Source organism: Caballeronia sp. GAFFF1 (assembly GCF_023630705.1).
Taxonomy (GTDB): domain Bacteria; phylum Pseudomonadota; class Gammaproteobacteria; order Burkholderiales; family Burkholderiaceae; genus Caballeronia.
Window position 1 is genome coordinate 203,389 of the sequence record NZ_JALQEM010000012.1, and the last position, 19,860, is coordinate 223,248.

Annotated in this window: 22 protein-coding genes and 1 tRNA gene; 10 read left to right on the forward strand and 13 right to left on the reverse strand. The window is 63.3% G+C overall.

Going from position 1 to position 19,860, the window contains the following annotated elements:
* Positions 1-2: 2 nt before the first annotated feature.
* The 6 genes from NCR37_RS05985 to NCR37_RS06010 all read right to left on the reverse strand — a co-directional run bounded on the left by NCR37_RS05985 (position 3) and on the right by NCR37_RS06010 (position 4,992).
* Positions 3-656: a M35 family metalloendopeptidase gene (locus NCR37_RS05985; protein WP_250472190.1), complete on the reverse strand. Its 654-nt coding sequence runs from the start codon at positions 654-656 to the stop codon at positions 3-5.
* Positions 649-1,176, reverse strand: coding sequence for a PAAR domain-containing protein (locus tag NCR37_RS05990; protein WP_284506791.1), 528 nt, complete (start codon positions 1,174-1,176; stop codon positions 649-651). Before NCR37_RS05990 ends, NCR37_RS05985 begins: the two co-directional genes overlap by 8 nt.
* Before the next feature lie 615 nt (positions 1,177-1,791).
* On the reverse strand, positions 1,792-2,001 hold the full coding sequence (locus NCR37_RS05995; protein WP_175940183.1) for a dodecin: 210 nt from the start codon (positions 1,999-2,001) through the stop codon (positions 1,792-1,794).
* A gap of 107 nt (positions 2,002-2,108) precedes the next feature.
* Positions 2,109-2,600 (reverse strand): hypothetical protein, encoded by a 492-nt coding sequence (locus NCR37_RS06000; protein ID WP_250472191.1) that lies wholly within the window; start codon positions 2,598-2,600, stop codon positions 2,109-2,111.
* A 339-nt stretch (positions 2,601-2,939) separates the two neighbouring features.
* Positions 2,940-3,383 carry a large conductance mechanosensitive channel protein MscL gene (gene mscL / locus NCR37_RS06005; RefSeq protein ID WP_250472192.1) on the reverse strand — a complete coding sequence of 148 codons (444 nt, stop codon included), beginning with the start codon at positions 3,381-3,383 and terminating at the stop codon, positions 2,940-2,942.
* Positions 3,384-3,606: 223 nt separating this feature from the next.
* Positions 3,607-4,992, reverse strand: a complete 1,386-nt coding sequence (locus NCR37_RS06010) for a DUF2252 domain-containing protein (RefSeq protein WP_250472193.1) — start codon at positions 4,990-4,992, stop codon at positions 3,607-3,609.
* Between the two features lie 191 nt (positions 4,993-5,183).
* On the opposite strand from NCR37_RS06010, the gene glgX reads away from it, so the two are divergent.
* Entirely contained in the window at positions 5,184-7,397 is a 2,214-nt protein-coding gene (gene glgX, locus NCR37_RS06015; RefSeq protein ID WP_250472194.1) for a glycogen debranching protein GlgX, read from the forward strand.
* Positions 7,398-7,695: 298 nt separating this feature from the next.
* Here glgX and NCR37_RS06020 read toward each other — a convergent pair whose 3' ends face one another.
* The 3 genes from NCR37_RS06020 to NCR37_RS06030 all read right to left on the reverse strand — a co-directional run bounded on the left by NCR37_RS06020 (position 7,696) and on the right by NCR37_RS06030 (position 10,366).
* Complete coding sequence (locus NCR37_RS06020) at positions 7,696-8,928, reverse strand: tetratricopeptide repeat protein (protein ID WP_250472195.1); 1,233 nt, start codon at positions 8,926-8,928, stop codon at positions 7,696-7,698.
* 122 nt (positions 8,929-9,050) lie between these two features.
* Positions 9,051-9,731, reverse strand: coding sequence for a PspA/IM30 family protein (locus NCR37_RS06025; RefSeq protein ID WP_250472196.1), 681 nt, complete (start codon positions 9,729-9,731; stop codon positions 9,051-9,053).
* Positions 9,732-9,955: 224 nt separating this feature from the next.
* On the reverse strand, positions 9,956-10,366 hold the full coding sequence (locus NCR37_RS06030; RefSeq protein ID WP_250472197.1) for a plasmid mobilization protein: 411 nt from the start codon (positions 10,364-10,366) through the stop codon (positions 9,956-9,958).
* A gap of 543 nt (positions 10,367-10,909) precedes the next feature.
* On the opposite strand from NCR37_RS06030, the gene NCR37_RS06035 reads away from it, so the two are divergent.
* On the forward strand, positions 10,910-13,471 hold the full coding sequence (locus tag NCR37_RS06035; protein WP_250472198.1) for a penicillin-binding protein 1A: 2,562 nt from the start codon (positions 10,910-10,912) through the stop codon (positions 13,469-13,471).
* A 64-nt stretch (positions 13,472-13,535) separates the two neighbouring features.
* Here NCR37_RS06035 and NCR37_RS06040 read toward each other — a convergent pair whose 3' ends face one another.
* From NCR37_RS06040 to NCR37_RS06050, 3 genes are all read right to left on the reverse strand, one after another.
* A complete protein-coding gene (locus NCR37_RS06040) occupies positions 13,536-13,985 on the reverse strand; it encodes a copper chaperone PCu(A)C (protein WP_250472199.1) in 450 nt (149 codons plus the stop codon).
* A gap of 7 nt (positions 13,986-13,992) precedes the next feature.
* On the reverse strand, positions 13,993-14,355 hold the full coding sequence (locus NCR37_RS06045) for a copper resistance protein CopC (protein WP_250472202.1): 363 nt from the start codon (positions 14,353-14,355) through the stop codon (positions 13,993-13,995).
* Positions 14,356-14,438: 83 nt separating this feature from the next.
* Positions 14,439-14,801 (reverse strand): DUF2946 domain-containing protein, encoded by a 363-nt coding sequence (locus tag NCR37_RS06050; protein WP_250472203.1) that lies wholly within the window; start codon positions 14,799-14,801, stop codon positions 14,439-14,441.
* A gap of 228 nt (positions 14,802-15,029) precedes the next feature.
* On the opposite strand from NCR37_RS06050, the gene NCR37_RS06055 reads away from it, so the two are divergent.
* Together NCR37_RS06055 and NCR37_RS06060 are read left to right on the forward strand one after the other, a co-directional pair.
* Positions 15,030-15,106: transfer RNA gene (locus NCR37_RS06055), tRNA-Met, on the forward strand.
* 188 nt (positions 15,107-15,294) lie between these two features.
* A complete protein-coding gene (locus tag NCR37_RS06060; protein ID WP_250472204.1) occupies positions 15,295-15,792 on the forward strand; it encodes a heme-degrading domain-containing protein in 498 nt (165 codons plus the stop codon).
* A 70-nt stretch (positions 15,793-15,862) separates the two neighbouring features.
* On the opposite strand, the gene NCR37_RS06065 is transcribed toward NCR37_RS06060, so the two are convergent.
* Positions 15,863-16,180: a hypothetical protein gene (locus tag NCR37_RS06065; RefSeq protein ID WP_502800487.1), complete on the reverse strand. Its 318-nt coding sequence runs from the start codon at positions 16,178-16,180 to the stop codon at positions 15,863-15,865.
* Between the two features lie 326 nt (positions 16,181-16,506).
* On the opposite strand from NCR37_RS06065, the gene NCR37_RS06070 reads away from it, so the two are divergent.
* The 6 genes from NCR37_RS06070 to NCR37_RS06095 all read left to right on the forward strand — a co-directional run bounded on the left by NCR37_RS06070 (position 16,507) and on the right by NCR37_RS06095 (position 19,842).
* Positions 16,507-16,779 carry a hypothetical protein gene (locus tag NCR37_RS06070; protein ID WP_250472206.1) on the forward strand — a complete coding sequence of 91 codons (273 nt, stop codon included), beginning with the start codon at positions 16,507-16,509 and terminating at the stop codon, positions 16,777-16,779.
* Positions 16,779-17,138: a hypothetical protein gene (locus tag NCR37_RS06075; RefSeq protein WP_250472207.1), complete on the forward strand. Its 360-nt coding sequence runs from the start codon at positions 16,779-16,781 to the stop codon at positions 17,136-17,138. The genes NCR37_RS06070 and NCR37_RS06075 overlap by 1 nt, the downstream gene beginning before the upstream one ends.
* Positions 17,139-17,314: 176 nt before the next feature.
* Positions 17,315-17,602 carry a DUF1488 family protein gene (locus NCR37_RS06080; RefSeq protein ID WP_248322148.1) on the forward strand — a complete coding sequence of 96 codons (288 nt, stop codon included), beginning with the start codon at positions 17,315-17,317 and terminating at the stop codon, positions 17,600-17,602.
* 200 nt (positions 17,603-17,802) lie between these two features.
* Positions 17,803-17,991, forward strand: a complete 189-nt coding sequence (locus tag NCR37_RS06085) for a hypothetical protein (protein WP_250472208.1) — start codon at positions 17,803-17,805, stop codon at positions 17,989-17,991.
* 72 nt (positions 17,992-18,063) lie between these two features.
* Positions 18,064-18,690, forward strand: coding sequence for a TetR/AcrR family transcriptional regulator (locus tag NCR37_RS06090; RefSeq protein ID WP_250472209.1), 627 nt, complete (start codon positions 18,064-18,066; stop codon positions 18,688-18,690).
* A 39-nt stretch (positions 18,691-18,729) separates the two neighbouring features.
* The gene (locus NCR37_RS06095; RefSeq protein WP_250472210.1) at positions 18,730-19,842 is read left to right on the forward strand and encodes an enoyl-CoA hydratase/isomerase family protein; all 1,113 of its coding nucleotides are present in this window, start codon (positions 18,730-18,732) and stop codon (positions 19,840-19,842) included.
* The last annotated feature ends 18 nt before the right edge of the window (positions 19,843-19,860 follow it).

The following is a 19,860-nucleotide window of genomic DNA, read 5'->3' on the forward strand; positions in this document are numbered from 1 at the left end:
TTCTAATCCTCGATTCCGACATAAGACGCCAGGCTGTCGGCGTTTCGTATTGCCTTATCCGCGTTTTCTTGCGCCGAGAACGACAAACCGACGCTCACGCCATACATTGCGTCGATGGAGTCGAACACGTCTGTGAAATGCGTACACTCGTGTATTAGCGTCAGCACCTGACAACCATGCCATAGTTGCGACCTTGGTGAGTTGCAGAAATGCGGATAGATGGCGATCATGCGCCTGGCTGTATCGGGTTTGCAGACAGCCGCATCCGTACTGCCATTATCTGGAAATATAGTGCATGTGATATTGCGTTGTTTCTGTGCGTCCCAGCGAATGATATTCTCCGGCTTCAGGTCGTCCATGGCGCTCAGAAGCTTCGGTAGTCCTGCTTGTAAAACGGCACGGGATACGTCATCGGAGCGACCTAGCCATTTCTTCACGCGGGCTTGGTCGCGTGCGTCCCACTTCGATACCGCCGCGATACGGGTTTGAATCAGGTCGAGAGCTTCGGCGCGCGATTTGATAATCGATTCCCTGAACTCCTTGTTGCTCATGTTTAAGCATATCGGCGTCGTATCCAGATCAATATGCACCTGCGACCCCGGCACCGCGTTAGTCTCCGCTGAGTCGTGAGCGACTGCATAATCGTTGTCAGACATTCTTATCCTCCCTTATCTCGAGGCGGAGCGTTTCGGGGGCGCTGGTCGTTAGTCGTTGCGTTCTTCCTTTACCGTCAGTAAGGCCACGCCAAATCTGACCCGACGACGAACTAATCTGGTAACTAACGCCTACGTGCGGTTGTCCCGTCGCGGCGTCGCGCAAGACATATTGCTCGTCGTAGGTGACGGGCGATGCTGTAACAGCGTTCCCCGTTTGGGTGATAAGGCCGACGTCATCGCCGTCATCGTAGAAACAGTTGGGATCGGGACTTGCCATCACCCGGTTTTGAGCGCACGGACACAAGACTAAGTCGCCCTCTAAAACGCCCGCTCGTCCCCGATAGCATCGCCGTGTCGCCGTACCGATGATCTTGAACGCGCCTCTGCACTTGCCGCATGTGGCTTCGTCGCCGTACAGCGCAAACGGCTTACCGTGGTCTGTCATATGAGTAGCTGAGCCGCCGAGGACTATCCCTCCCGTAGTGGTAGGACTGCCTTGTACCACGAGTGCTTTACGCATATGCACGGCTCCGGCCGTTGCGCAGTTGGTGAAAGTCACCGAGCCGCTCGTAGGTTGTCTCCGATCCGCTGCGATAACGGACAACGCCAGCGTCTCCGTCAAATGAACTTTCGCGATACCGCAGTTCAGGTTTCAACGTTGCGGTCCGCTTGTCGCACCGAATGCGCGAACGGGTCGGAATAGGAGGGCGGATAGTTGCTATTTGTCTGTTTCTCATTTGAATCCTTCACTCTTCTTGGGCGTGGAGCACGCCGCTCACGCTAGCTAAACGAGGAAGGAACGCAATCCGACGAATCTTATTCTTTTGTGAGCTTGAACCTACGGAGCGATGACATTGACGGGCCATCAAGGCTCGAGTGTTTGCCGCATGAAAAGACGACCTCACGGGGAGGCGCGCAATCGGAGCAGACATTCATAGCGCTACCGGACAGGCACTGATCCATTCGTCTGCGACGATGCCAAATGCGTCGCACTAACCGTGCTAACGGCAGCGCAAACGGTCTGCCTTCCAAAAAAAACGCCAGAAAGGAAAATGCCGTTCAGTCACCTGACTGAACGGCATTTTTCTTCGGCGCGGTTTTCACTTACGGCATGCAAAACGCCAACACTCGGCGCTCAGTCATCGATCCGCAGCCCAACCTTGATCGTCACCTGCCAATGCAGGACCTCGCCGTTCTCGATATGCCCGCGCGTCTCGGTCACTTCGAACCAGTGCATATTGCGCAAAGTCTTCGAGGCCTTGGCCAGCGCGACGCGCACGGCGTCGTCGCTCGATTGAGTCGAGGAGCCGGTGAGTTCGATCTGCTTATAGACGTGATCCGACATGCTGTTCTCCTTGTGGTGTGCCTGGACTGCGATCCAGCAAGGCGCGCGCCACGGCGCATCAAGGCCGCCGTGTCACGCAGGAGACATCGAATGCAAAATGCCGGCGTTCAACGCAGCGGACGCGAAGCGGCGTCGCCTGCATCCTGACGGCGCGCGCCGCGGCGTCTGCGAGCCGAAACGGTCGCACCGAATTCGCTCAGAATCTGCGTGCGGGCGCGGCTTGCGAACACAAGAAAGCCGAAGCCGTTCGCCTCATACCAGTAGCCGCCGTTCTCGAGTCCGTCGAGCGGCTGCTCCAGGGCATTCGTGATGGATTCGACGCAGCGCCGGTGCAGCTCGTCGATGGCTGGGTAGGGCGGCTGGGCGCCGCGCACGCTGCACAGAAGGACATCGAGTCCTGGCAGCGCATGGGCATACAGCACCGGTTCGTCCTGCGCGCGAGCGCGTGCAATCTTGGTATCGAGCTGGCCGAATGGCTTGAAATGCCTCAGCACGGCGAGAAACGACTCATCGCCATCAGCCTTCACGCGTCTACGCTTTTTCGGGAAGGACATAAAAACTCGCCTGAAAAAGAATTGCAAGAAACGCAGCGTCCTCATGCGGCCACTCCCGTCTTGCGTGCCGCACGTCGATCTTTTATAGCGCATCGATGTGATCGGGTCACGGTGATTCGGGCCTCCGGAACGCGCGATCGGCGAAATGGCCGACAGGCGTCAGAAGCGCACGAATCGTGCCGATGACCCGTTGGCGGCCCGCTGGCATCCCCTCGGCATTTCCTATGGGTATCTATCTGACATCTGTCTCAATAATAGTCCTGCTGTGAGCCGCGCGAACAGCCTTCGCGAAGAAAAAAAGCGCTCATGCTAACGAAAGGCGGATAGCGTGCCCTAAAGCGGGGCTCTCACGGCCCGCTCGTGGCGCTGGACGCACTCGCTTGTCTAGACGCGCGGCGTCTTTTTGAGTTCATCGCGGATTTCGCGCAGAAGCAGCACGTCTTCGGGCGGCGCGGCGGGCGCCGGCGCTTCCGTGGGCTTGCGCAGATTGTTGATGAACTTGACCATCAGAAAGATGATGAATGCCAGGATGATGAAGTTGATCAGCACGGTGATGAATGAACCGTAGCCGAACACCGCGACGCCCGCGGTTTGCAGATCTTTGTACGAATCGGGATTGCCTTTGAAGGTCGGCGGTATGTGACCGAGCCGGACGAAGAGATTCGAGAAATCGAGCCCGCCTGTCGCGAGCCCGACGACCGGCATGATCAAATCCTTGACGACGGAGTTCACGATAGTCGAGAACGCGCCCCCGATGATGACGCCGACTGCGAGGTCCATGACGTTGCCCTTGAGGGCGAAATTCTTGAATTCGTCGATCATGCTCATGCGGGAATTCCTCCTTTGCGAGTTCGAATGGATCGTTGTGAAGGTGCAGCGGCCGCAATCGCGCGCCGCTGCATCGAGCGCGAGCAGTACTACGCAAGCCGTGGATCTTGCTCGCAGGCAAGGCAATGATAGTCAATCCGGTGGCGCGTCGCGCGGCGCGTGACCGAGCGGACGACATGAGCGGACGACATGAGCGGACGACATGAGCGGACGACACCTACGGCTACGCGGCCTGAACGCGCCCCACGCTGATCGCCGCGCAAAAGGCCGCGTGATCCGCGACGGTCTGAGCGCCGTAGCGCTCGGCCCAGACCGCGTAGGCGGCGTCGAGCTTGTCTGATGCGCCGCAGTAACCCGCGATCAGCGCCGGGTCGCCGGTGCGCGCATGCGCGCGGGCGAGCAGCAGTCCGAGACACCACGCGCAAAAGTCGAAGGTGGCGCCATGCAGCCAGTCGACGGGAACGGAGCCGCGAATCTGCTTCATCTGGCGTACGTAGAAATCGCGCCCTGCGATGGTCGTCCAGCCGAGCAGCGCATCGGATGAGCTTTGCAGGAGCCGCTGACCATGCACGACGCGCCTGCCCTGATGCCGGAACGGCTCTTCGAGCGGCGGCACGAACGGCGCGGCGGCCGGCACGATGCCTTCCTTCACCTGCATGAAGATCGGATCGCCGAGCGCGCGGCCGATCAGCAGCACGAGATACGCACGCGTGCCGACGCTTCCGACGCCGACCACCCGATGCGCGACATCTACGACATCGTAGCGTTCGAGCATCATGCGCCACTCGCCCGCGATGGTCTGCAAATACGCCCTGAAGCCGTCGACGACGTGATTTTTCTCGGCGGCGTCGAGTTGCGTCAGGATCGGGGGATCGACCTTGAAGCGCCAGCTTTTGCCGGCCGGCTCCGCGACCTTGGCGAGCATCGTCGCGTGCGAGCGTTTCATCGCGCGTTCGACGGTGCGCTCGATCGTGGCTTTTTCGTCGGCGTCGAGATGCGTGGGCGCGTCGATGTGCAGCGCGCTTGCGTAAGACCGCATCTGCCACAAATCGTACGGGCTCACCTGGCGCAGTTCGTTCATCGTCGTGCGGTACGCCTCGCACGCGGACCGCACCGCGCGCTCCCGGCCTTGCATGTCCACGCTGTTTTCGCGGGCCGCGACGTTGATGCTCGCGGTCAGGCGCTTGAGATCCCATTCCCACGGGGCCACGATCGTCTCGTCGAAATCGTTCAGATCGAACACCACGTCCTGACGCGGCGTGCGAAAGAGGCCGAAGTTATTGATGTGCGCGTCGCCGTCGATCATCACGTTGTGCCCGATCGACGGCGATCTCGACAAATCCCACGCCATGACGGTTGCCGCGCCGCGCAGGAACGCGAACGGCGATTCGGCCATGCGCGACATGCGCAGCGGCACGAGCCGCTCCTGTCGTCCCGCGTTGACGGCGAGCACGCGCTCGACGGGATCGGGGCGGTCCGGCTCCGGCTGCCAGTTCGCGTGGGCTTCGAAAGGGATGGCGTCGCGCAGCGCGCGGCCGGCGGCGCGACTTTCGTCGGCGGTGCCGCTTGCTTGCGATGTCGTCGGGATGGAGCTGAAGCGCGTGGACAAACGTGCCTCCTTCGGCGAGCGAATGCTGCATGTGCGATGGACAGGCCAGCATACCGCAGATCGCGCGCGGTTTTGGAGGCGCTGCGAGGCCGACGCCGGGCACGCGCCTTGCTCTACCCAATCCGCTTAATGCCGTGCAATGCGGCACCCTTATCCCGACGCATCGCGCGTCATTCTCTGCCGATCATCTCATGCCGAATCAATTCCGCATTGCCGAAGGGTCCCCGTTTCCGCTTGGCGCCACGTGGGACGGAAACGGCGTCAACTTCGCCCTGTTTTCCGCGAACGCGACGAAAGTCGAACTGTGTCTCTTCGACGAGAAAGGCGAAAAGGAAACGCAGCGCATCGAGCTGCCGGAATATACCGACGAAGTCTGGCACGTCTATCTGCATGGCCTCGCGCCGGGCGCCGTGTACGGCTACCGCGTGCACGGACCTTACGAGCCGGAGAACGGGCATCGTTTCAATCCGAACAAGCTGCTGCTCGACCCGTACGCGAAGGCGCACGTCGGCGAGATGAAGTTCGACGCGGCGCTCTTCGGCTACACGCTCAACGCGGAAGGCGACGATCTGACCTTCGACGAACGCGACAGCGCGCCGTTCATGCAGAAATGCCAGGTGATCGACCAGAACTTCACGTGGACGCATGCGACGCGCGTGCGCGTGCCGTGGGAACACACGATCTTCTACGAGACGCACGTGCGCGGCTTCACGAAGCGCCACCCGGCGATTCCGGAAAACATGCGCGGGACCTTCGAAGGGCTCGGGCAGAAGGAAGTCGTCGATTACATCAAGAGCCTCGGCGTGACGTCCGTCGAGCTGCTGCCGATTCACGCGTTCGTGAACGACAGCTACCTTCTCGACAAGGGCCTGACGAACTACTGGGGCTATAACACCATCGGCTTCTTCGCGGCCGATCCGCGCTATTTCTCGCGCGGAGCGGGCGTCGTCGCGGAGTTCAAGGAGATGGTCGACCGCTTGCACGAAGCCGGCCTCGAAGTGATTCTCGACGTGGTCTACAACCACACCGCCGAGGGCAACGAGCGCGGGCCGACGCTGTCGTTCCGCGGCATCGACAACGCGTCGTACTACCGGCTGATGCCCGACCAGACGCGCTACTACATCAACGACACCGGCACCGGCAACACGCTCAATCTCTCGCATCCGCGCGTCTTGCAGATGGTCACCGACAGCCTGCGCTATTGGGTGACGGAGATGAACGTCGACGGCTTCCGTTTCGATCTCGCGACTATTCTCGGCCGGGAGCCGTATGGCTTTGACGAAGGCGGCGGCTTCCTCGACAGTTGCCGGCAAGACCCGATTCTCTCCAGCGTCAAGCTGATCGCGGAACCGTGGGACTGCGGTCCCGGCGGCTATCAGGTCGGCGGCTTCCCGCCGGGCTGGGCCGAATGGAACGACCGCTATCGCGATACCGTGCGCGCGTTCTGGAAGGGCGACGAGGGAGAATCGGCGGAACTGGCGACGCGCATGACCGCTTCAGGCGACAAGTTCAACAAGCGCGGGCGTCGTCCGTGGGCGAGCGTGAACTTCATCACCGCGCACGACGGCTTCACGCTCAACGATCTCGTCTCCTACAACGACAAGCACAACGAGGCGAACGGCGAAGACAACAAGGACGGTCATTCGGACAACAAATCGTGGAACTGCGGCGTCGAAGGCCCGACCGACGACCCGGAGATCCGCGCGCTGCGCGAGCGCCAGAAGCGCAATCTGCTCGCGACGCTCCTGTTCTCGCAAGGCACGCCGATGGTCCTCGCGGGCGATGAGTTCGGCCGCACGCAACAGGGCAACAATAACGCCTATTGTCAGGACAACGAGATCAGCTGGGTCGACTGGGAAGGCATCGACGACGACGGCCGGGCGCTGACCGAGTTCGTGCGCAAGCTGACGACGCTGCGTCACACGCTGCCGGTGCTGCGACGCCAGCGGTTCCTGACGGGCGAGGTCCGCGAGGATATGGACGTGGCCGACGTGAAATGGCTGAGTCCGACCGGCGACGCGCTCACGCCAGAGCAATGGGGCGACCCCGGCATGCGCTGCTTCGGTCTCGTGATCGACGGCCGCGCGCAAGCCACCGGCATCCGCAAGCCGGCCTCGGACGCGACGCTTCTCCTGATCGTGAACGCGTACCACGATGTCGTCGATTTCACGCTGCCGGATATTCCCGGCCCTGATCAGTGGAGCTGTCTGATCGACACGAACGCGCCGGTCCGCGAGGAACTGCCGCAGTTCGATTCGGGCGATGTCTATCAGGTCACGGGCCGTTCACTGCTGCTTTTCGCGCTTCAGGCGCGCGGGGCCACCAAACGCGTGTTCGAGCGGCTGGAAGAAGCGCTGACGGACGACGTGCCGCCGGAGCAGGGCGACACGCCGTCCGCCAGTTGACGCATGGGGTCCCGCCGATAGCGCGGGAGCTCATGCCGATTGGTTATCATGCGATCTTTGCAATCGCAAAAGGCGGCGCAAGCCGCCTTTTTTGTTTCTACGATGCCTTTCTCACGTTCCCTCCCACGCTACCTCGCATGATCCTGCACACGTTGTTGCGCGTGGCGACGTGGGATCAGCTCGAACGCATCTGGGAATTCGTCGTCGGCTTCTTCAAGTTTCTGTGGGCGCTGCTGCGTTTTCTGGGCGGCGGCTGAAGCGCGCTTAGACTTGCTTGCTTGTGGCTCGACAAAGCGGTTCAGGTGTCGCGCCAGTTGTCGTCGTTGCTGCCGAGATCGAGACCGCCTCCGCCGCCACTGCCGTCATCCCAGTCGTTCGACCCGTTGCCGAAGTCCACGCCGCCGCCGTTGCTGTTGCCGAAGTCCAGCCCGCCATTGTCGTTGCCGACGTCGCGGCGTTCGACCGGCACTTCGCGCTCGATCACGCGGTCGCGTCCGTGCGACATGGCTTCGCCAAGGAGCACGCCGGTCAACAGGCCGCCCATGCCGCCACCGAAGCCGCCGCCGCCTTGCTGGATGATGACGGGCGGCTGCTGCCCTTGTTGCAGCGGATACGGTCCCTGCTGCGGATACGGCGCCTGCGGTCCATAGGGCTGCTGGCCGCGCCCGAAGCGCTCGGCTTCCTGCGCGAACGGCGACTGCCCTTGCGCACTGGAATTCGCCGCATTCGCCGCATTTGGATCCGGCCGGCCTTCGGCGCGCGCCTTCAGGCTCGCCACCTGATTCTCCAGATCCTCGATGGCATAGGGCGGCACCGGGTTCTTCGCGTTCGAGAGCGACTCCACCATCTCGCGCAACTGCGTCTCCGCGCTCTCGACGTCGCGCAGAAGCGCCTCATGACCGGGCGCGGTCGACAGCCTCACGTCCAGCTTCAGCGTGCGCACATCGTTGAGCAACTCAGTCGCGCGTTTGAGCTGCGCGCGGCGGTCGTCTTCGCTGCGGCCGTCGTCACGGGCGCGGGCGCGTCGCAGGCCCCAGCGCAGCACCAGCGCAATCGCCGCGATCAGCACCGCGAGGCCGATCCACATGCCCATCGACGGCCCATGTTTCTGCGGCGCGGCGGCTTGCGCCGGATTGAACGGATTCAACGCGACTGAGCCGTTGGAGCCGCGATTGGTCGTCGCATTGGCGCGGTTCGCGTCGCTGCGGATGCGGGCCTCGGTGGACGCGAAGCGCGACGGGTCCGTGAAGCTCAGCGACGGATCGAGCGTCTTCGCTTGCTGCAAGTGGGAAAGCGCGTCGCTCGCGCGGCCTTCGCGGTCCAGCACCTGCGCGTACAGGTAGTGCGCGTGCGCGTTGTTCGGATGCGCGCCGAGCACTTCGCTCAACTGCGCGTCGGCTTTCTGCCAGTTGCCCTGCGTCATCGATTGCTCGACCTGCTGCGCGGTCGGCACGGCGGCCAGCGCGAGCGGCGAAGCGACCGACAGCGCAAGGGACATCGATAAGGCGAGAGCCGTCAAGGTCTTTTTCATGTGCGGGCCGGGCGTTGCGACGCCCGTCTCCATTCGAAGCTGCGATCGGTGATTGCCGAGACATCGCAAGGCGGATACCCGAAAGCGCATAGTCCGCGAAGCGACGGCGGCAGCCGCCGTAGTTACTGCGCCGGCGTATTTAGCTGCTTTTTCAGGGCTTCCAGACGGTCTTCCACCGAAGGGCCGCGATTGAGGGCCGCGAGCTTGTCATCGAGCGCCTTGCCGGACTTCTGGTCCGCCGAATTCAGACGCGCGTCGGAGCGGGCGTTCGCGAGCTGAACCTTGTCCTCCAGCTTCTGAAAATCTTCCGACAGATTTTTTCCGCCGATGCCGCCCAGCGCCGTCGCTGCCGTGTCCTTCGCCTGCGCGATTTGCTGCTTCGCCTGAAGGATGTTCGAGCGCGCGTTGAGATCGTTGCGGCGCTGGCGCATGTCGGCGATCTGCTGCTTCAGGTGATCGACCGAAGGCACGAGCGTTTGCAGTTCCGCCGCGAGCGCGTCGCGCTCCGTTTCGGCATTGGCTTGCGCCGCGAGCGCTTCGCGTGCGAGACCTTCGTCGCCGCCTTGCAGCGCGCGCTTGGCGCCGTCTTCGTACTTCTTCGCTTTCTCGGCGGCTGCGTCGCGCTTGCTTTGCTGCGTGGCGACCTGCGCCTCGATCTCGATCAGCGAGTTCTCCGCCTTCGCGATGCTGTCGTCCAGCTCGCGCACGATCTGGCGGGCGTCGCGCGAGGGATCCTGCATGGTGTCGGCGGCATCGTTCAGCAGACCTTTGACGGTGCGCGAGATGGAATCGAAAAGCGACATGTATGTATCTCCTGGATGAAAACCACGGACCACTCGACCGCGGCTGGCGCGCCGCGCATCGAATGTGAGGCGCCGCGCCCGGAATGCAAGCGCAAGCGCGCCGCTTTCACGCGCGGGTTTACCCGTTCATTAGAGCACGTCGCGACTTAATATGGACTTAAGCAAGGTGAAGGAATGTAACGGCTACGCAGACGTGCCGTGAAAAGAGAGGCGTGCGGCCGAGCCTAGCCGCCGAGCCGTTCGTCGCCGGTCAGCGAGGCGTCTTCGCCGGCGCTTTCGGTGTCGTCACGGCTGACGGGAACGCTCGCCGCCGCCACCGTCGATGCAGCCGCCGCCGCAGCCTGCGATCGCGCGATCTTGGCCGCGCCCGCGGCGGCTTCGCGCGCCTCGCGTGCCGCTGCCTTGGCGGCCACGCTGCGCAGCGCGACATCGAGCGGATCGGGGGCTTTCGGCGCGCGCAGACGGTCGACGATGCCCGCCACCTTGATCTGCTCGCTCGTCGCGTTGAAGTTGAGCACCGCCCGCCGCATGAGTTCGCTCACGCTGATGCCGAGGTCGTCCGCGGTCTTGCTGATGGCGAGCTTTTGCGCCGGGGTCACGAATACAACGATGCGTTCGGTAGGCTTGGTCGTCATGAGCGGCTCGCAGACAGTAAGGCGATTGCAAACATCGCATGCGCGGTCCCGGCGTCGGGATCGCTCACTTCGTTACCGCAGGTCGTTCGCCGGCGAAAAGCCCCGGCTATACATGTATCCATCATATCGGTTCGCGAGGCGGCTGTGCGTGCTCGCTGTTTCCCTGCGTCGCCGGAATGCGTGTCCTGGATATCCTATGAGCGTGCACGAAAAAACGCGTTCGATCAACGGCTTGGCTATTTTCTCATGAGGTTGTCCACAAGGCTCTCAACACTTTCTGTGGGTAAGCGCACGTTGTCTTTGGCCCGCTTCTTCGAGTCGGCCGGCGGCATTTGCTTACAAAAAATGCCCGCCCATTCTGTAGCGGGTCGCCCGAATTCTTTAAAATGTGCCGTTAGTCTTCGGTCGGACCGGCTCACGCATTCGCTCGCCGGTCGTTGACGTGCTTGTCTTCTTCCACGCGCGCTTTGATCCGCCGCCTGATCCGCTTCTTTCGATACGCCGCGCAGTGCGCGCTACACAGCGCGCCGAACCATCCCAGTCATGCCTATCATCAAACGCCCCGACTCTTCGAACTCATCGCGACACGACCGCGAACCGCGCTGGAACGATTCACGCAACGACTCGGGGACAGGCCGCGACGGCGGCGGTAGCGGCGGCAATGGCCGCAACGGCGGGAACGGCCGTAATGACCGGAGCGGCCGCAATGACCGCAGCGGCCGCGAGGGCGGCCGGTCGGTGTTCGCGCGCATCGCGCTGTGGTTCGCGGGTCTCGCGGCGGTGGCGGCTGTGGTCGGCGCGCTCATCGTGGGCTATGCGCTCGTCGTGATGGAGCCGAACCTGCCGTCGCTCAATGCGCTCATCGACTATCGGCCGAAGGTGCCGCTGCGTGTCTACACGGCAGATCACGTGCTGATCGGCGAATTCGGCGAAGAGCGGCGCAGCCTCGTGCGCTTTCAGGACATCCCGGACCAGATGAAAAAAGCGGTTCTCGCGATCGAAGACTACCGCTTCTACGCTCACGGCGGCGTCGATTTCGTCGGCATCCTGCGCGCGGGCGTGACCGACCTGATGCACGGCGGTGCATCGCAGGGCGCGAGCACGATCACCATGCAGGTGGCGCGCAACTTCTTTCTCTCCAGCGAAAAGACGTACACGCGCAAGGTCTACGAGATGCTGCTCGCGTACAAGATCGAGCGCGCGCTCACGAAGGACCAGATTCTGGAGCTGTACATGAACCAGATCTATCTGGGCGAGCGCGCATACGGTTTTTCGGCCGCGGCGCGCGTGTACTTCGGCAAGGACCTGAAGGACATCTCGCTCGCCGAAGCCGCGATGCTCGCGGGTCTTCCCAAGGCGCCGTCCGCGTACAACCCGGTCGTGAATCCGAAGCGCGCGAAGGTGCGCCAGCAGTACATCCTGAAGCGCATGCTGGACCTCAACTTCATCACGCGCGAACAGTATGAGCAGGCCGTCGCCGAGGAAATCCACACGAAGTCGGCGGGCACCGAGTACGGCGTGCATGCGGAATACGTCGCGGAAATGGTGCGGCAGATGATGTACGCGCAGTACAAGGAAGAGACCTACACGCGCGGCCTGACGGTGACGACGACCATCGATTCAGCCGATCAGGACGCCGCTTACCGCGCCGTGCGCAAAGGCGTGATGGACTACGAGCGGCGTCACGGCTATCGCGGGCCGGAAGGCAACATCGCGCTGCCGTCGGCGGCGGATGACCGCGCCGAAGCCATCGAAGACGCGCTCGTCGATCACCCGGACAATGGCGATCTCGTCGCGGCCGTGGTGACGGCGGCGAGCCCGAAGCAGGTGAGCGCGCAGTTCGTCGGCGGCGAAACGGCGACGATTTCCGGCGAAGGGCTGCGCTTCGTGGCAGCCGCTCTGCGCAGCAATGCGTCGAAGGCGCTCGCCATCCGCCCGGGGTCGATCATCCGCCTGACGAAGGACGCGAAGGACAACTGGCAGGTCACGCAGTTGCCGCAAGTGGAAGGCGCGCTCGTCTCCATGGTGCCGCAGGACGGCGCGATCCGCGCGCTCGTGGGCGGCTTCGACTTCAACAAGAACAAGTTCAATCACGTCACGCAGGCGTGGCGTCAGCCGGGTTCGAGCTTCAAGCCGTTCATCTACTCGGCGGCGCTCGACAAGGGTCTGGGACCGGCGACCATCATCAACGACGCGCCGCTGTACTTCCCGGCGCCCGCAGGCGGCGAGCCGTGGGAGCCGAAGGACGACGATCAGCCGGACGGCCCGATGTCCATGCGCACCGGCTTGCAGAAGTCGAAGAACCTCGTGTCGATTCGCATCCTGTCGTATATCGGCACGGGCTACGCGCAGGACTTCGTCACGCAGAAGTTCGGCTTCGACAAGGACAAGACGCCGCCGTATCTGCCGCTCGCGCTGGGGGCCGGGCTCGTCACGCCGTTGCAACTCAGCGGCGCGTATTCGGTGTTCGCGAACGGCGGCTATCGCATCAATCCGTATCTGATCGCGCAGGTCGCCGACGCGCGCGGCACCGTCATCTCGCGCGCCGATCCGCTGACCGCGGGCGCGAATGCGCCGCAGACGCTCGAACCGCGCAACGCGTACGTGATGAACAGCCTGCTCCACACGGTCGCGACTTCGGGTACGGGCTCGGGCACCAACGCGCTCAAGCGCAACGACTTGCAGGGCAAGACCGGCACGACCAACGACGCGAAGGACGGCTGGTTCGCGGGCTATCAGCATCAGCTCGTCGCGGTGGCGTGGATGGGCTACGACCAGCCGAAGTCGCTCGGCACGAAGGAGTTCGGCGCGCAGCTCGCGTTGCCGATCTGGGTCGAGTACATGGGACGAGCGCTGCGCGGCATCCCGCAACAGCAGATGGCAATGCCCGACGGCGTGACGACCGTCGACGGCGAACTGTTCTATGCGGACCGCACGCCGGGCGCGGGCTTCGTCGCGAGCATCGGTCTCGACAATACGAACCCGATGGCGGGCGATTCGACGACCGCGGGCGGCGTCGGCCCGGCGGGCATGCAGGCGCCGCCGGTGCCGCAGGTCACCACCGACGAGCGCAAGCAGATCATGGACATGTTCAACCGGCCTTAGTCGGCTTGCTTCGAAAAAAAACGCGCCGTGGCTGGCGCGTTTTTCTTTTGCCCTCGGCGGCGAGCTACTTGCCGACTGTGGCCGCGGATTTCACCGCGCATTCCACGTTGAGCGTGCTCTTGTCGGAGAAGGTGAGGGCGAGGGGAATCATCGAGCCGATCTTGAGCGGCTTGGCGGGCTGTTCCATCATCAGGTGATAGCCCTTCGGCGCGAATTCCAGCGAGCCGTGCGCGGGCACGTCGACCGTATCGACGGGCGCCATCGTTGCCGTGCCGCCCTTGTTCTCCGACTTGTGCATCATCGTCATGCCGAACGCGGGACTCGTCGCGGCGGTGAGCGTCGCGGGCGAACCGCCGTTGTTCGACACGACGAAGTAGCCCGACGACGGCAGACTCGGCGGCATCGCGCGGACCCAGCAATCATGCGCTTCGAGCGTGGCCGCGTGCGCGGCGCTGGCGAAGACGGCGAACGACGCGCATGCGAGCGCGCCCGAGAGGAATGTGTTCTTGTTCAAAGCGGCCTCACTTGACCGTGAAGTTATAGTGGCCTTGCGTGCGATGACCGTCGGCTGCGACCGCGGTCCATTGCACCGTATAAACGCCCGGCGCGAGATCGCCGAGGGCGACGCTCATGTGCTTCTTGTCGTTCGCATCGACGGCCGACTTCGCGGTGTTGACTTGCGTGCCGTGTGCGTCGGTGACGAGGAGCGAGCTGAAAGTCGGCTCGATGCGTTCACCGAACTCGATGGAGACTTCGTGCGGCGCGCTGACCGTCGCGCCGGGACCGGGTTGCTGAAGCTTCGGCAGCGCGTGAGCGAGCGCCAGTTGCGTGGAAGCGGCCAGCGCGAGGCCGAGCACGCTCCGCAATGCGGATTGGAACGTCATGGTGTGTCCTGTCGAAAACATGGTGTCGCGACGCGCCTTTCGCTTAGCAGGGAAGCGGATCACGCGTGCGGATGATGGGCGTCTCAGCCGATTGAGGGCGGCGCGCGAGGCTGGGCGTTAGCGAAGCGCCGAAGAGGTGAAGCGCTGTCGGTATCGGCTACCGAGAAAGCGTCGCGACGAAAGTTCGCGAAGGCAGTCGCGCGAACGAAGCTCGGCGGTGCCGGCGCGTGTCCGACGAAGCCGCAATAGCCGCAGGCGTCGAGCGCGCCGACGACGCTGTGGCCCGCACGGTGCGCCGGGTGAATGTCAGGCGTATCGATGCGCGACGCGCATATCGATGCGAGCAGCGCTTCGAACGGCTCGGCCTTCAGCGTCTGCGATACAACGGGCGCGAGCGAGAGAAGCAGCATCGCCCATACCGCCGCGATGCCGCCGATCTTTCTCATGATGCCGCGCCGCAAGGAATGCATGCCTGTTCCGAGCCGATGTTCGTAACTGCAATAACCGATGCCGCTGAACTGGCGATTATGCCATGCACGAAAGCGCGGCTTTCCTGATGCGCCCGGCGCGGGACGAGTCGAATCGACGCAGCGCGCGGGCATCGTATTGAACACTGATCGTCATGAACGATTGCTTTTCTATAAACGATGCCCTATAATCTTTTCTTCGACGGACGCGGGGTGGAGCAGTCTGGCAGCTCGTCGGGCTCATAACCCGAAGGTCGTAGGTTCAAATCCTACCCCCGCAACCACATTCAAGGGGTTACAGTGCTTCGGCCTGTAACCCCTTTCTGTTTTTCAGCCGTCATTCCACCCGTGGCAAGCACGGTTCAGTCTCTTCGAGCGTCAGTATTCCTATCGAAGCGGTCACCACGGCGCGCGCCCGTGTCAAAATCCTGCATTCGACAACAGACACCACGCTAACGAAGAGGCGCCGCTCATGGACATTCCGCACGACCTGCAAACCATCGCGCATCAGGAAAACACGCTCGTCTTTCCGCAGTTTCACGCCGATCAGGCGTGGCAAGTCGGGACGCAGTTGCGCGAGATGGCGCTGGCACGCGATGCTGCCGTGGTGATCGACGTGCGCACCTTCGGTCAACGGCTGTTCTTCGCCGCGGTCGATGGCACGAGCCCGGACAATGCGCGCTGGGCCGAGCGCAAATCGAAGACGGTGGAGCACTTTCGACGCAGCTCGTATGCCATTGGTCTCACGCTGCAACAGGCGGGCACCACGCTCGCCGACAAGTTCGGCCTCGATCCCGCGCAGTTCGCGTCGCACGGCGGCAGCTTCCCGATCCGCGTCGCGAGTGCCGGCGTCATCGGGTCAGTGACGGTGTCGGGCCTGCCGCAGCGCGGCGATCACCAGATGGTCGTCGAAGCGCTGTGCGCCGTGCTCGGCCACAGTTTCGCCGCTCTGTCTCTGGACCACAGCTAAAGGGTCGGCAACGCGGGGCGAACGCGGTCCGTCAGCGCGGGCGGTGTACCAGAGAAGTGGCCGGTTGCCTCTACTTGCACCGCACGATCATCGAACGGTTCTTCACGTTTGCCGAGATCACGTTGCTGATGCCGCCGCCGCTCGGCCCGCCTTCCTCGTTGTCCTTCGAGACGATGTCATAGCCCGTCGCGCCGCACGCCTTGCCTGCGAGCACATAGCAGCTCGCCCAGCTGGAGCCCGCGTCCGCGCCGCTGCAGTTGACGGCATAGCCTGTCTGGCCATCCGGCAAATTGATCAGCGACGCTTCGTTCGACGATGCGCACGCGCCGAGGCTCGCGACCAGTACGATGGCCGCGCCAATGCTCGCCGCGCGCCATGCTTTCGGCATCGTGCTTGCGCACGCCGGGAGTCGGCGCATCGGCCGATCGTTTCGATTCATCTTTTCCTCGTTGTGTTCGGAGCCGCCGTATTTTGGGATGAGCATTGTCCCATAGGCCGCTTACATGACGCCGGGCGCGCGGTCCCAAAGCAGTGCGGGCGCAATGCTTGCGGTGCATGAATCGACGAACTCGCATCGTCGATCACGGACCATGAGCCGTGAACTATTTCCCGGGCCGCGCGCCTTATGCTACTGGGGCATCGGTTGGATTTGCCGTCGAACGCATGATGAAGCGCGGCCGAACACATCCCGGAACACATACGGAGGCAATTGGAATGGTCGACAGAGTGACGGGCCCGTATCGAGGCTATTACATCAGCGCATCGGCGCGGCTCCTTCCGGCGCACGACGCGAAGACGGGTGACGCCGGCACGGCGATCTACGTCGGGTCCGTGAGTCTTGCCCAGAACGGGCCGGACGAACCGCGTCACTTCGAGGCGCTCGTCGATCTCGGTCCCGAGCAGCGCTTCGCCACTGAAGACGAAGCGCTCGCGAGCGTCGAGAAGGCGGCGCGCGATTACATCGACCGACTGCTGCAACCGACGTGATGCGCCCGATTCATCTTCGCCATGCGGTGCTCTACGATATCGCGAACTGCCTCGTCGATCTGTTTCCGATCGGCGCGGACATCATCGAGATCGGAGGCGGAGCCGACGTGGCGCCCGCGCTGTTCGTGAGCTGGCGCACGGGCGGGGTGGCGAATCATGCGGGCAATATCGGCTGGGGCGTGCATTACCGCTTCGACGCGCGGGTGCTGCGCGACTATCCGCCTTTGTCGGATGAAGCGCGGCAGCGCGTCTGCGAGCGCGTGCGCGACATGACGCGCTCGCTCGACTTCAACTACGCCGACCCGCTCGCGAGCTCGCTGCTCGTCGTCGACGTGGACGAAGACGTGCTTGATCTCTAAGGTGCCTGCGCGCGGCGCCGCTGGACCCCGCGGCGAGAGCGCGAGTACCATAGACCGCGAATCGATTCACGCGCACGCCAGCGAAGCGGTGCCGCGTGTCGCGTGCCGAACCGCCTGCGTCAACCTCATCGCGTGCGGATGCAAGCACTGCCCGCCGCCCGATCCATGAGAGTCTCATGAACATTCGTTTTCTTTCCGACGCGCCCGATTATCGCGATTCCAATCTCACGATCGAATTCGCCGCGCTCGTCGATGGCCGACGCGTGCCATGCGCGATTTCCGTCGAAGCGCTCGAAGACCACTTCGGCGCGAAGACTTTCGACAGTGCAGGCTGGATCGATGCGTTCGATGCAGGCCGCGCCCGCATCGAAGCGGTGGCGCGCGAACATTTGCAGGTCACTCAGGGCATGCCGGTGTTGTTGAAAAGCGGCCACTTTCCGCCGGGGCGCGTGATCGTCGAATAGCGACAGCGCGCGTAAGGGCTTCAAGCGTCCGACTAACCGTTTAGCCGCGCCTGAAGAGGCTGCACACGCTTTCCTGCGGCGCAGCAACGGAGTAAGATCCTGTCATTCTGCCGCTTGCGATGCGATTCGCACGGCATGTCATTTGCTCAAAAGTCTTTGCAAGCGTTGAGCAGCCATTATAAAAATCGCGCGGGGTCGTTATGTTTTATTCCTTTCTTCACGCGCTCGTCGAGTCCAATGCGCTGTGGCTCATCTGGGCGGCGGTCGGTGTCCTGATTCTGGGCTTTTGCATCGTGTTTTCGTCGGTCGTGCTCGGCGACTCGGAGGAGCCGCTTTATCGCGCGGCATCCGGATCTCGCCGCGACGACGACGGTCCGATGATCGTCTGACTGTCTCCGGTCCGCGAGTCCGACGGTTCGCGGCTCGTCTTCGAAAGCGCATCACAACGGGCGGAGCCGACCATGCCTCGTATGAGTGTCGACGACGCGCGCGCGCGCCAGTCACGACATAAGAAGCAGCAGCGCGACGCGCTGCGTGAGCGCATACTCGAAGTTTCGCGCGGCATTGTCAAAAGGGAAGGGCTCGCGTCGCTCTCGATGCGCAAGCTCGCGGAGGCGATCGATTACTCGCCTGCCGCGCTGTATCTGCATTTTCGGAATCGCGGCGAGATCGAGCGGGCGCTGCGCGAGGAAGGTCACGCGCAACTGCGCGCGGCGTTCGCGCCGCACGCGAGCATCGCCGATGCCGCTGCGCGCCTGAGAGCGATGGGCCTCGCCTATGTGCAGTTCGGACTCGACGAGCCGGAAACGTACCGCCTCATGTTCATGGACCATGCGAACGGCAACGGCGCAAACGCGGCGGAGGACAGCGCCGCCATGCTGTCGCTGATAGCGGACGCATTCCTCGAACTGCAGGCAGCGAAGCGGCTAAAGCTGCCGTCCGGCGCGGCTGCGGCTGCCTGCGCGCAGGCTTTCTGGGCGAACCTGCATGGCATCACCGCGCTACAATTGAACGGCGCGGCAAGCGCCGACGTCGCGGCGAGAGCACTCGTCGAGTTGTCGCTCGATGCGTGGCTCGCCGCCTGCTGAATGAAGTGACCGTACGAACCGTTTCGACTTCTCGACACGATGACCACCGAAGACATTCGTATTGACACCGCTAACGGCATCGGCTTCATTGCGCTCGATCGCCCGAAAGCGTTGAACGCGCTGACGCCCTCGATGCTGCACGCCATTGGCGAGGCGTTGCGCGCGTGGCGTCACGATCAGGCGATTCGCGCCGTAATCGTCTACAGCCCGCACGTGCGCGCGTTTTGCGCCGGCGGCGACATCCGTTTTCTCTATGAAGCCGCGAAGGCGGGCGACCGCGAATCGATCGACGCCTTTTTCACGGAAGAATACAAGCTCAACCACGCCATTTTCACGTTCCCGAAGCCGTATATCGCCGTGGTGAACGGCGTCGTGATGGGCGGCGGAATGGGCATTTCGCAGGGCGCGCATCATACGGGCGGACTGCGCATCGTCACGCAATCCACGAAGATGGCGATGCCGGAAACGCGCATCGGTCTCTTTCCGGATGTCGGCGTGAGCTGGTTTCTCGCCCGTGCGCCGGGCGCGATCGGCCGCTATCTCGCCGCCACCGGCGCGAGCATCGGCCCGGCGGATGCGCTCTATGCCCGCATGGCCGACGCGTATCTCGACGACGGCGCGCTGCCCGGCCTGATCGAATCGCTGCGTCATCAGCGTTTTCTGGATGGCGTCGCGATCGTGCGCTTTGTCGAAAACGAGACCACGAAGTACAAGGTCTCGCCGATCCCGGGTACGAGCGCGCTCGCCGAGGCGCGCACGCTCATCGACAAGCATTTTGCAGCCGGCAACGGCGCGGCCATTCTCGCTTCGCTGGAGCGGGACGCGGATGCATCCGGTAACGAATGGTTGCGCGCCACGGCGGCCGCATTGCGCGAGCGTTCGCCGCTGTCCGTGGATGTGTCGCTTCAGCAGGTTGACCGCGCGCGCTTTTCGACGATGGCCGAAACGCTGCGCCGCGACCTCGATCTCACGCGCTCCGTCTTCGAGCGGGGCGACGTGCTGGAAGGCATCCGGGCGCGCATCGTCGACAAGGACAATCAGCCGCAATGGAAAGTGGCGCGCGCTGAAGACGTGCGGCCCGATGATGTCGAGCGCATGTTCGACAGCGCCTGGACGCCGGCGACGCATCCGCTGCGGTCGTTGAAGGACTGATGGAGGCGGCCGCTCGTG

Bases quoted from the DNA above. Each gene is read 5' to 3' on its own strand.
- NCR37_RS06035 (WP_250472198.1), top strand. From the start codon at position 10,910: ATGCCTATCATCAAACGCCCCGACTCTTCGAACTCATCGCGACACGAC.
- NCR37_RS06065 (WP_502800487.1), bottom strand. From the start codon at position 16,180: ATGCCGAAAGCATGGCGCGCGGCGAGCATTGGCGCGGCCATCGTACTG.
- NCR37_RS06050 (WP_250472203.1), bottom strand. From the start codon at position 14,801: ATGAGAAAGATCGGCGGCATCGCGGCGGTATGGGCGATGCTGCTTCTC.
- NCR37_RS06020 (WP_250472195.1), bottom strand. From the start codon at position 8,928: ATGAAAAAGACCTTGACGGCTCTCGCCTTATCGATGTCCCTTGCGCTG.
- NCR37_RS06000 (WP_250472191.1), bottom strand. From the start codon at position 2,600: ATGAGGACGCTGCGTTTCTTGCAATTCTTTTTCAGGCGAGTTTTTATG.
- NCR37_RS06060 (WP_250472204.1), top strand. From the start codon at position 15,295: ATGGACATTCCGCACGACCTGCAAACCATCGCGCATCAGGAAAACACG.
- NCR37_RS06030 (WP_250472197.1), bottom strand. From the start codon at position 10,366: ATGACGACCAAGCCTACCGAACGCATCGTTGTATTCGTGACCCCGGCG.
- NCR37_RS06080 (WP_248322148.1), top strand. From the start codon at position 17,315: ATGAACATTCGTTTTCTTTCCGACGCGCCCGATTATCGCGATTCCAAT.
- NCR37_RS05995 (WP_175940183.1), bottom strand. From the start codon at position 2,001: ATGTCGGATCACGTCTATAAGCAGATCGAACTCACCGGCTCCTCGACT.
- glgX (WP_250472194.1), top strand. From the start codon at position 5,184: ATGCCGAATCAATTCCGCATTGCCGAAGGGTCCCCGTTTCCGCTTGGC.
- NCR37_RS06085 (WP_250472208.1), top strand. From the start codon at position 17,803: ATGTTTTATTCCTTTCTTCACGCGCTCGTCGAGTCCAATGCGCTGTGG.
- NCR37_RS06045 (WP_250472202.1), bottom strand. From the start codon at position 14,355: ATGACGTTCCAATCCGCATTGCGGAGCGTGCTCGGCCTCGCGCTGGCC.
- NCR37_RS05985 (WP_250472190.1), bottom strand. From the start codon at position 656: ATGTCTGACAACGATTATGCAGTCGCTCACGACTCAGCGGAGACTAAC.
- NCR37_RS06070 (WP_250472206.1), top strand. From the start codon at position 16,507: ATGGTCGACAGAGTGACGGGCCCGTATCGAGGCTATTACATCAGCGCA.
- NCR37_RS05990 (WP_284506791.1), bottom strand. From the start codon at position 1,176: ATGCGTAAAGCACTCGTGGTACAAGGCAGTCCTACCACTACGGGAGGG.
- NCR37_RS06095 (WP_250472210.1), top strand. From the start codon at position 18,730: ATGACCACCGAAGACATTCGTATTGACACCGCTAACGGCATCGGCTTC.
- NCR37_RS06090 (WP_250472209.1), top strand. From the start codon at position 18,064: ATGCCTCGTATGAGTGTCGACGACGCGCGCGCGCGCCAGTCACGACAT.
- NCR37_RS06075 (WP_250472207.1), top strand. From the start codon at position 16,779: ATGCGCCCGATTCATCTTCGCCATGCGGTGCTCTACGATATCGCGAAC.
- mscL (WP_250472192.1), bottom strand. From the start codon at position 3,383: ATGAGCATGATCGACGAATTCAAGAATTTCGCCCTCAAGGGCAACGTC.
- NCR37_RS06025 (WP_250472196.1), bottom strand. From the start codon at position 9,731: ATGTCGCTTTTCGATTCCATCTCGCGCACCGTCAAAGGTCTGCTGAAC.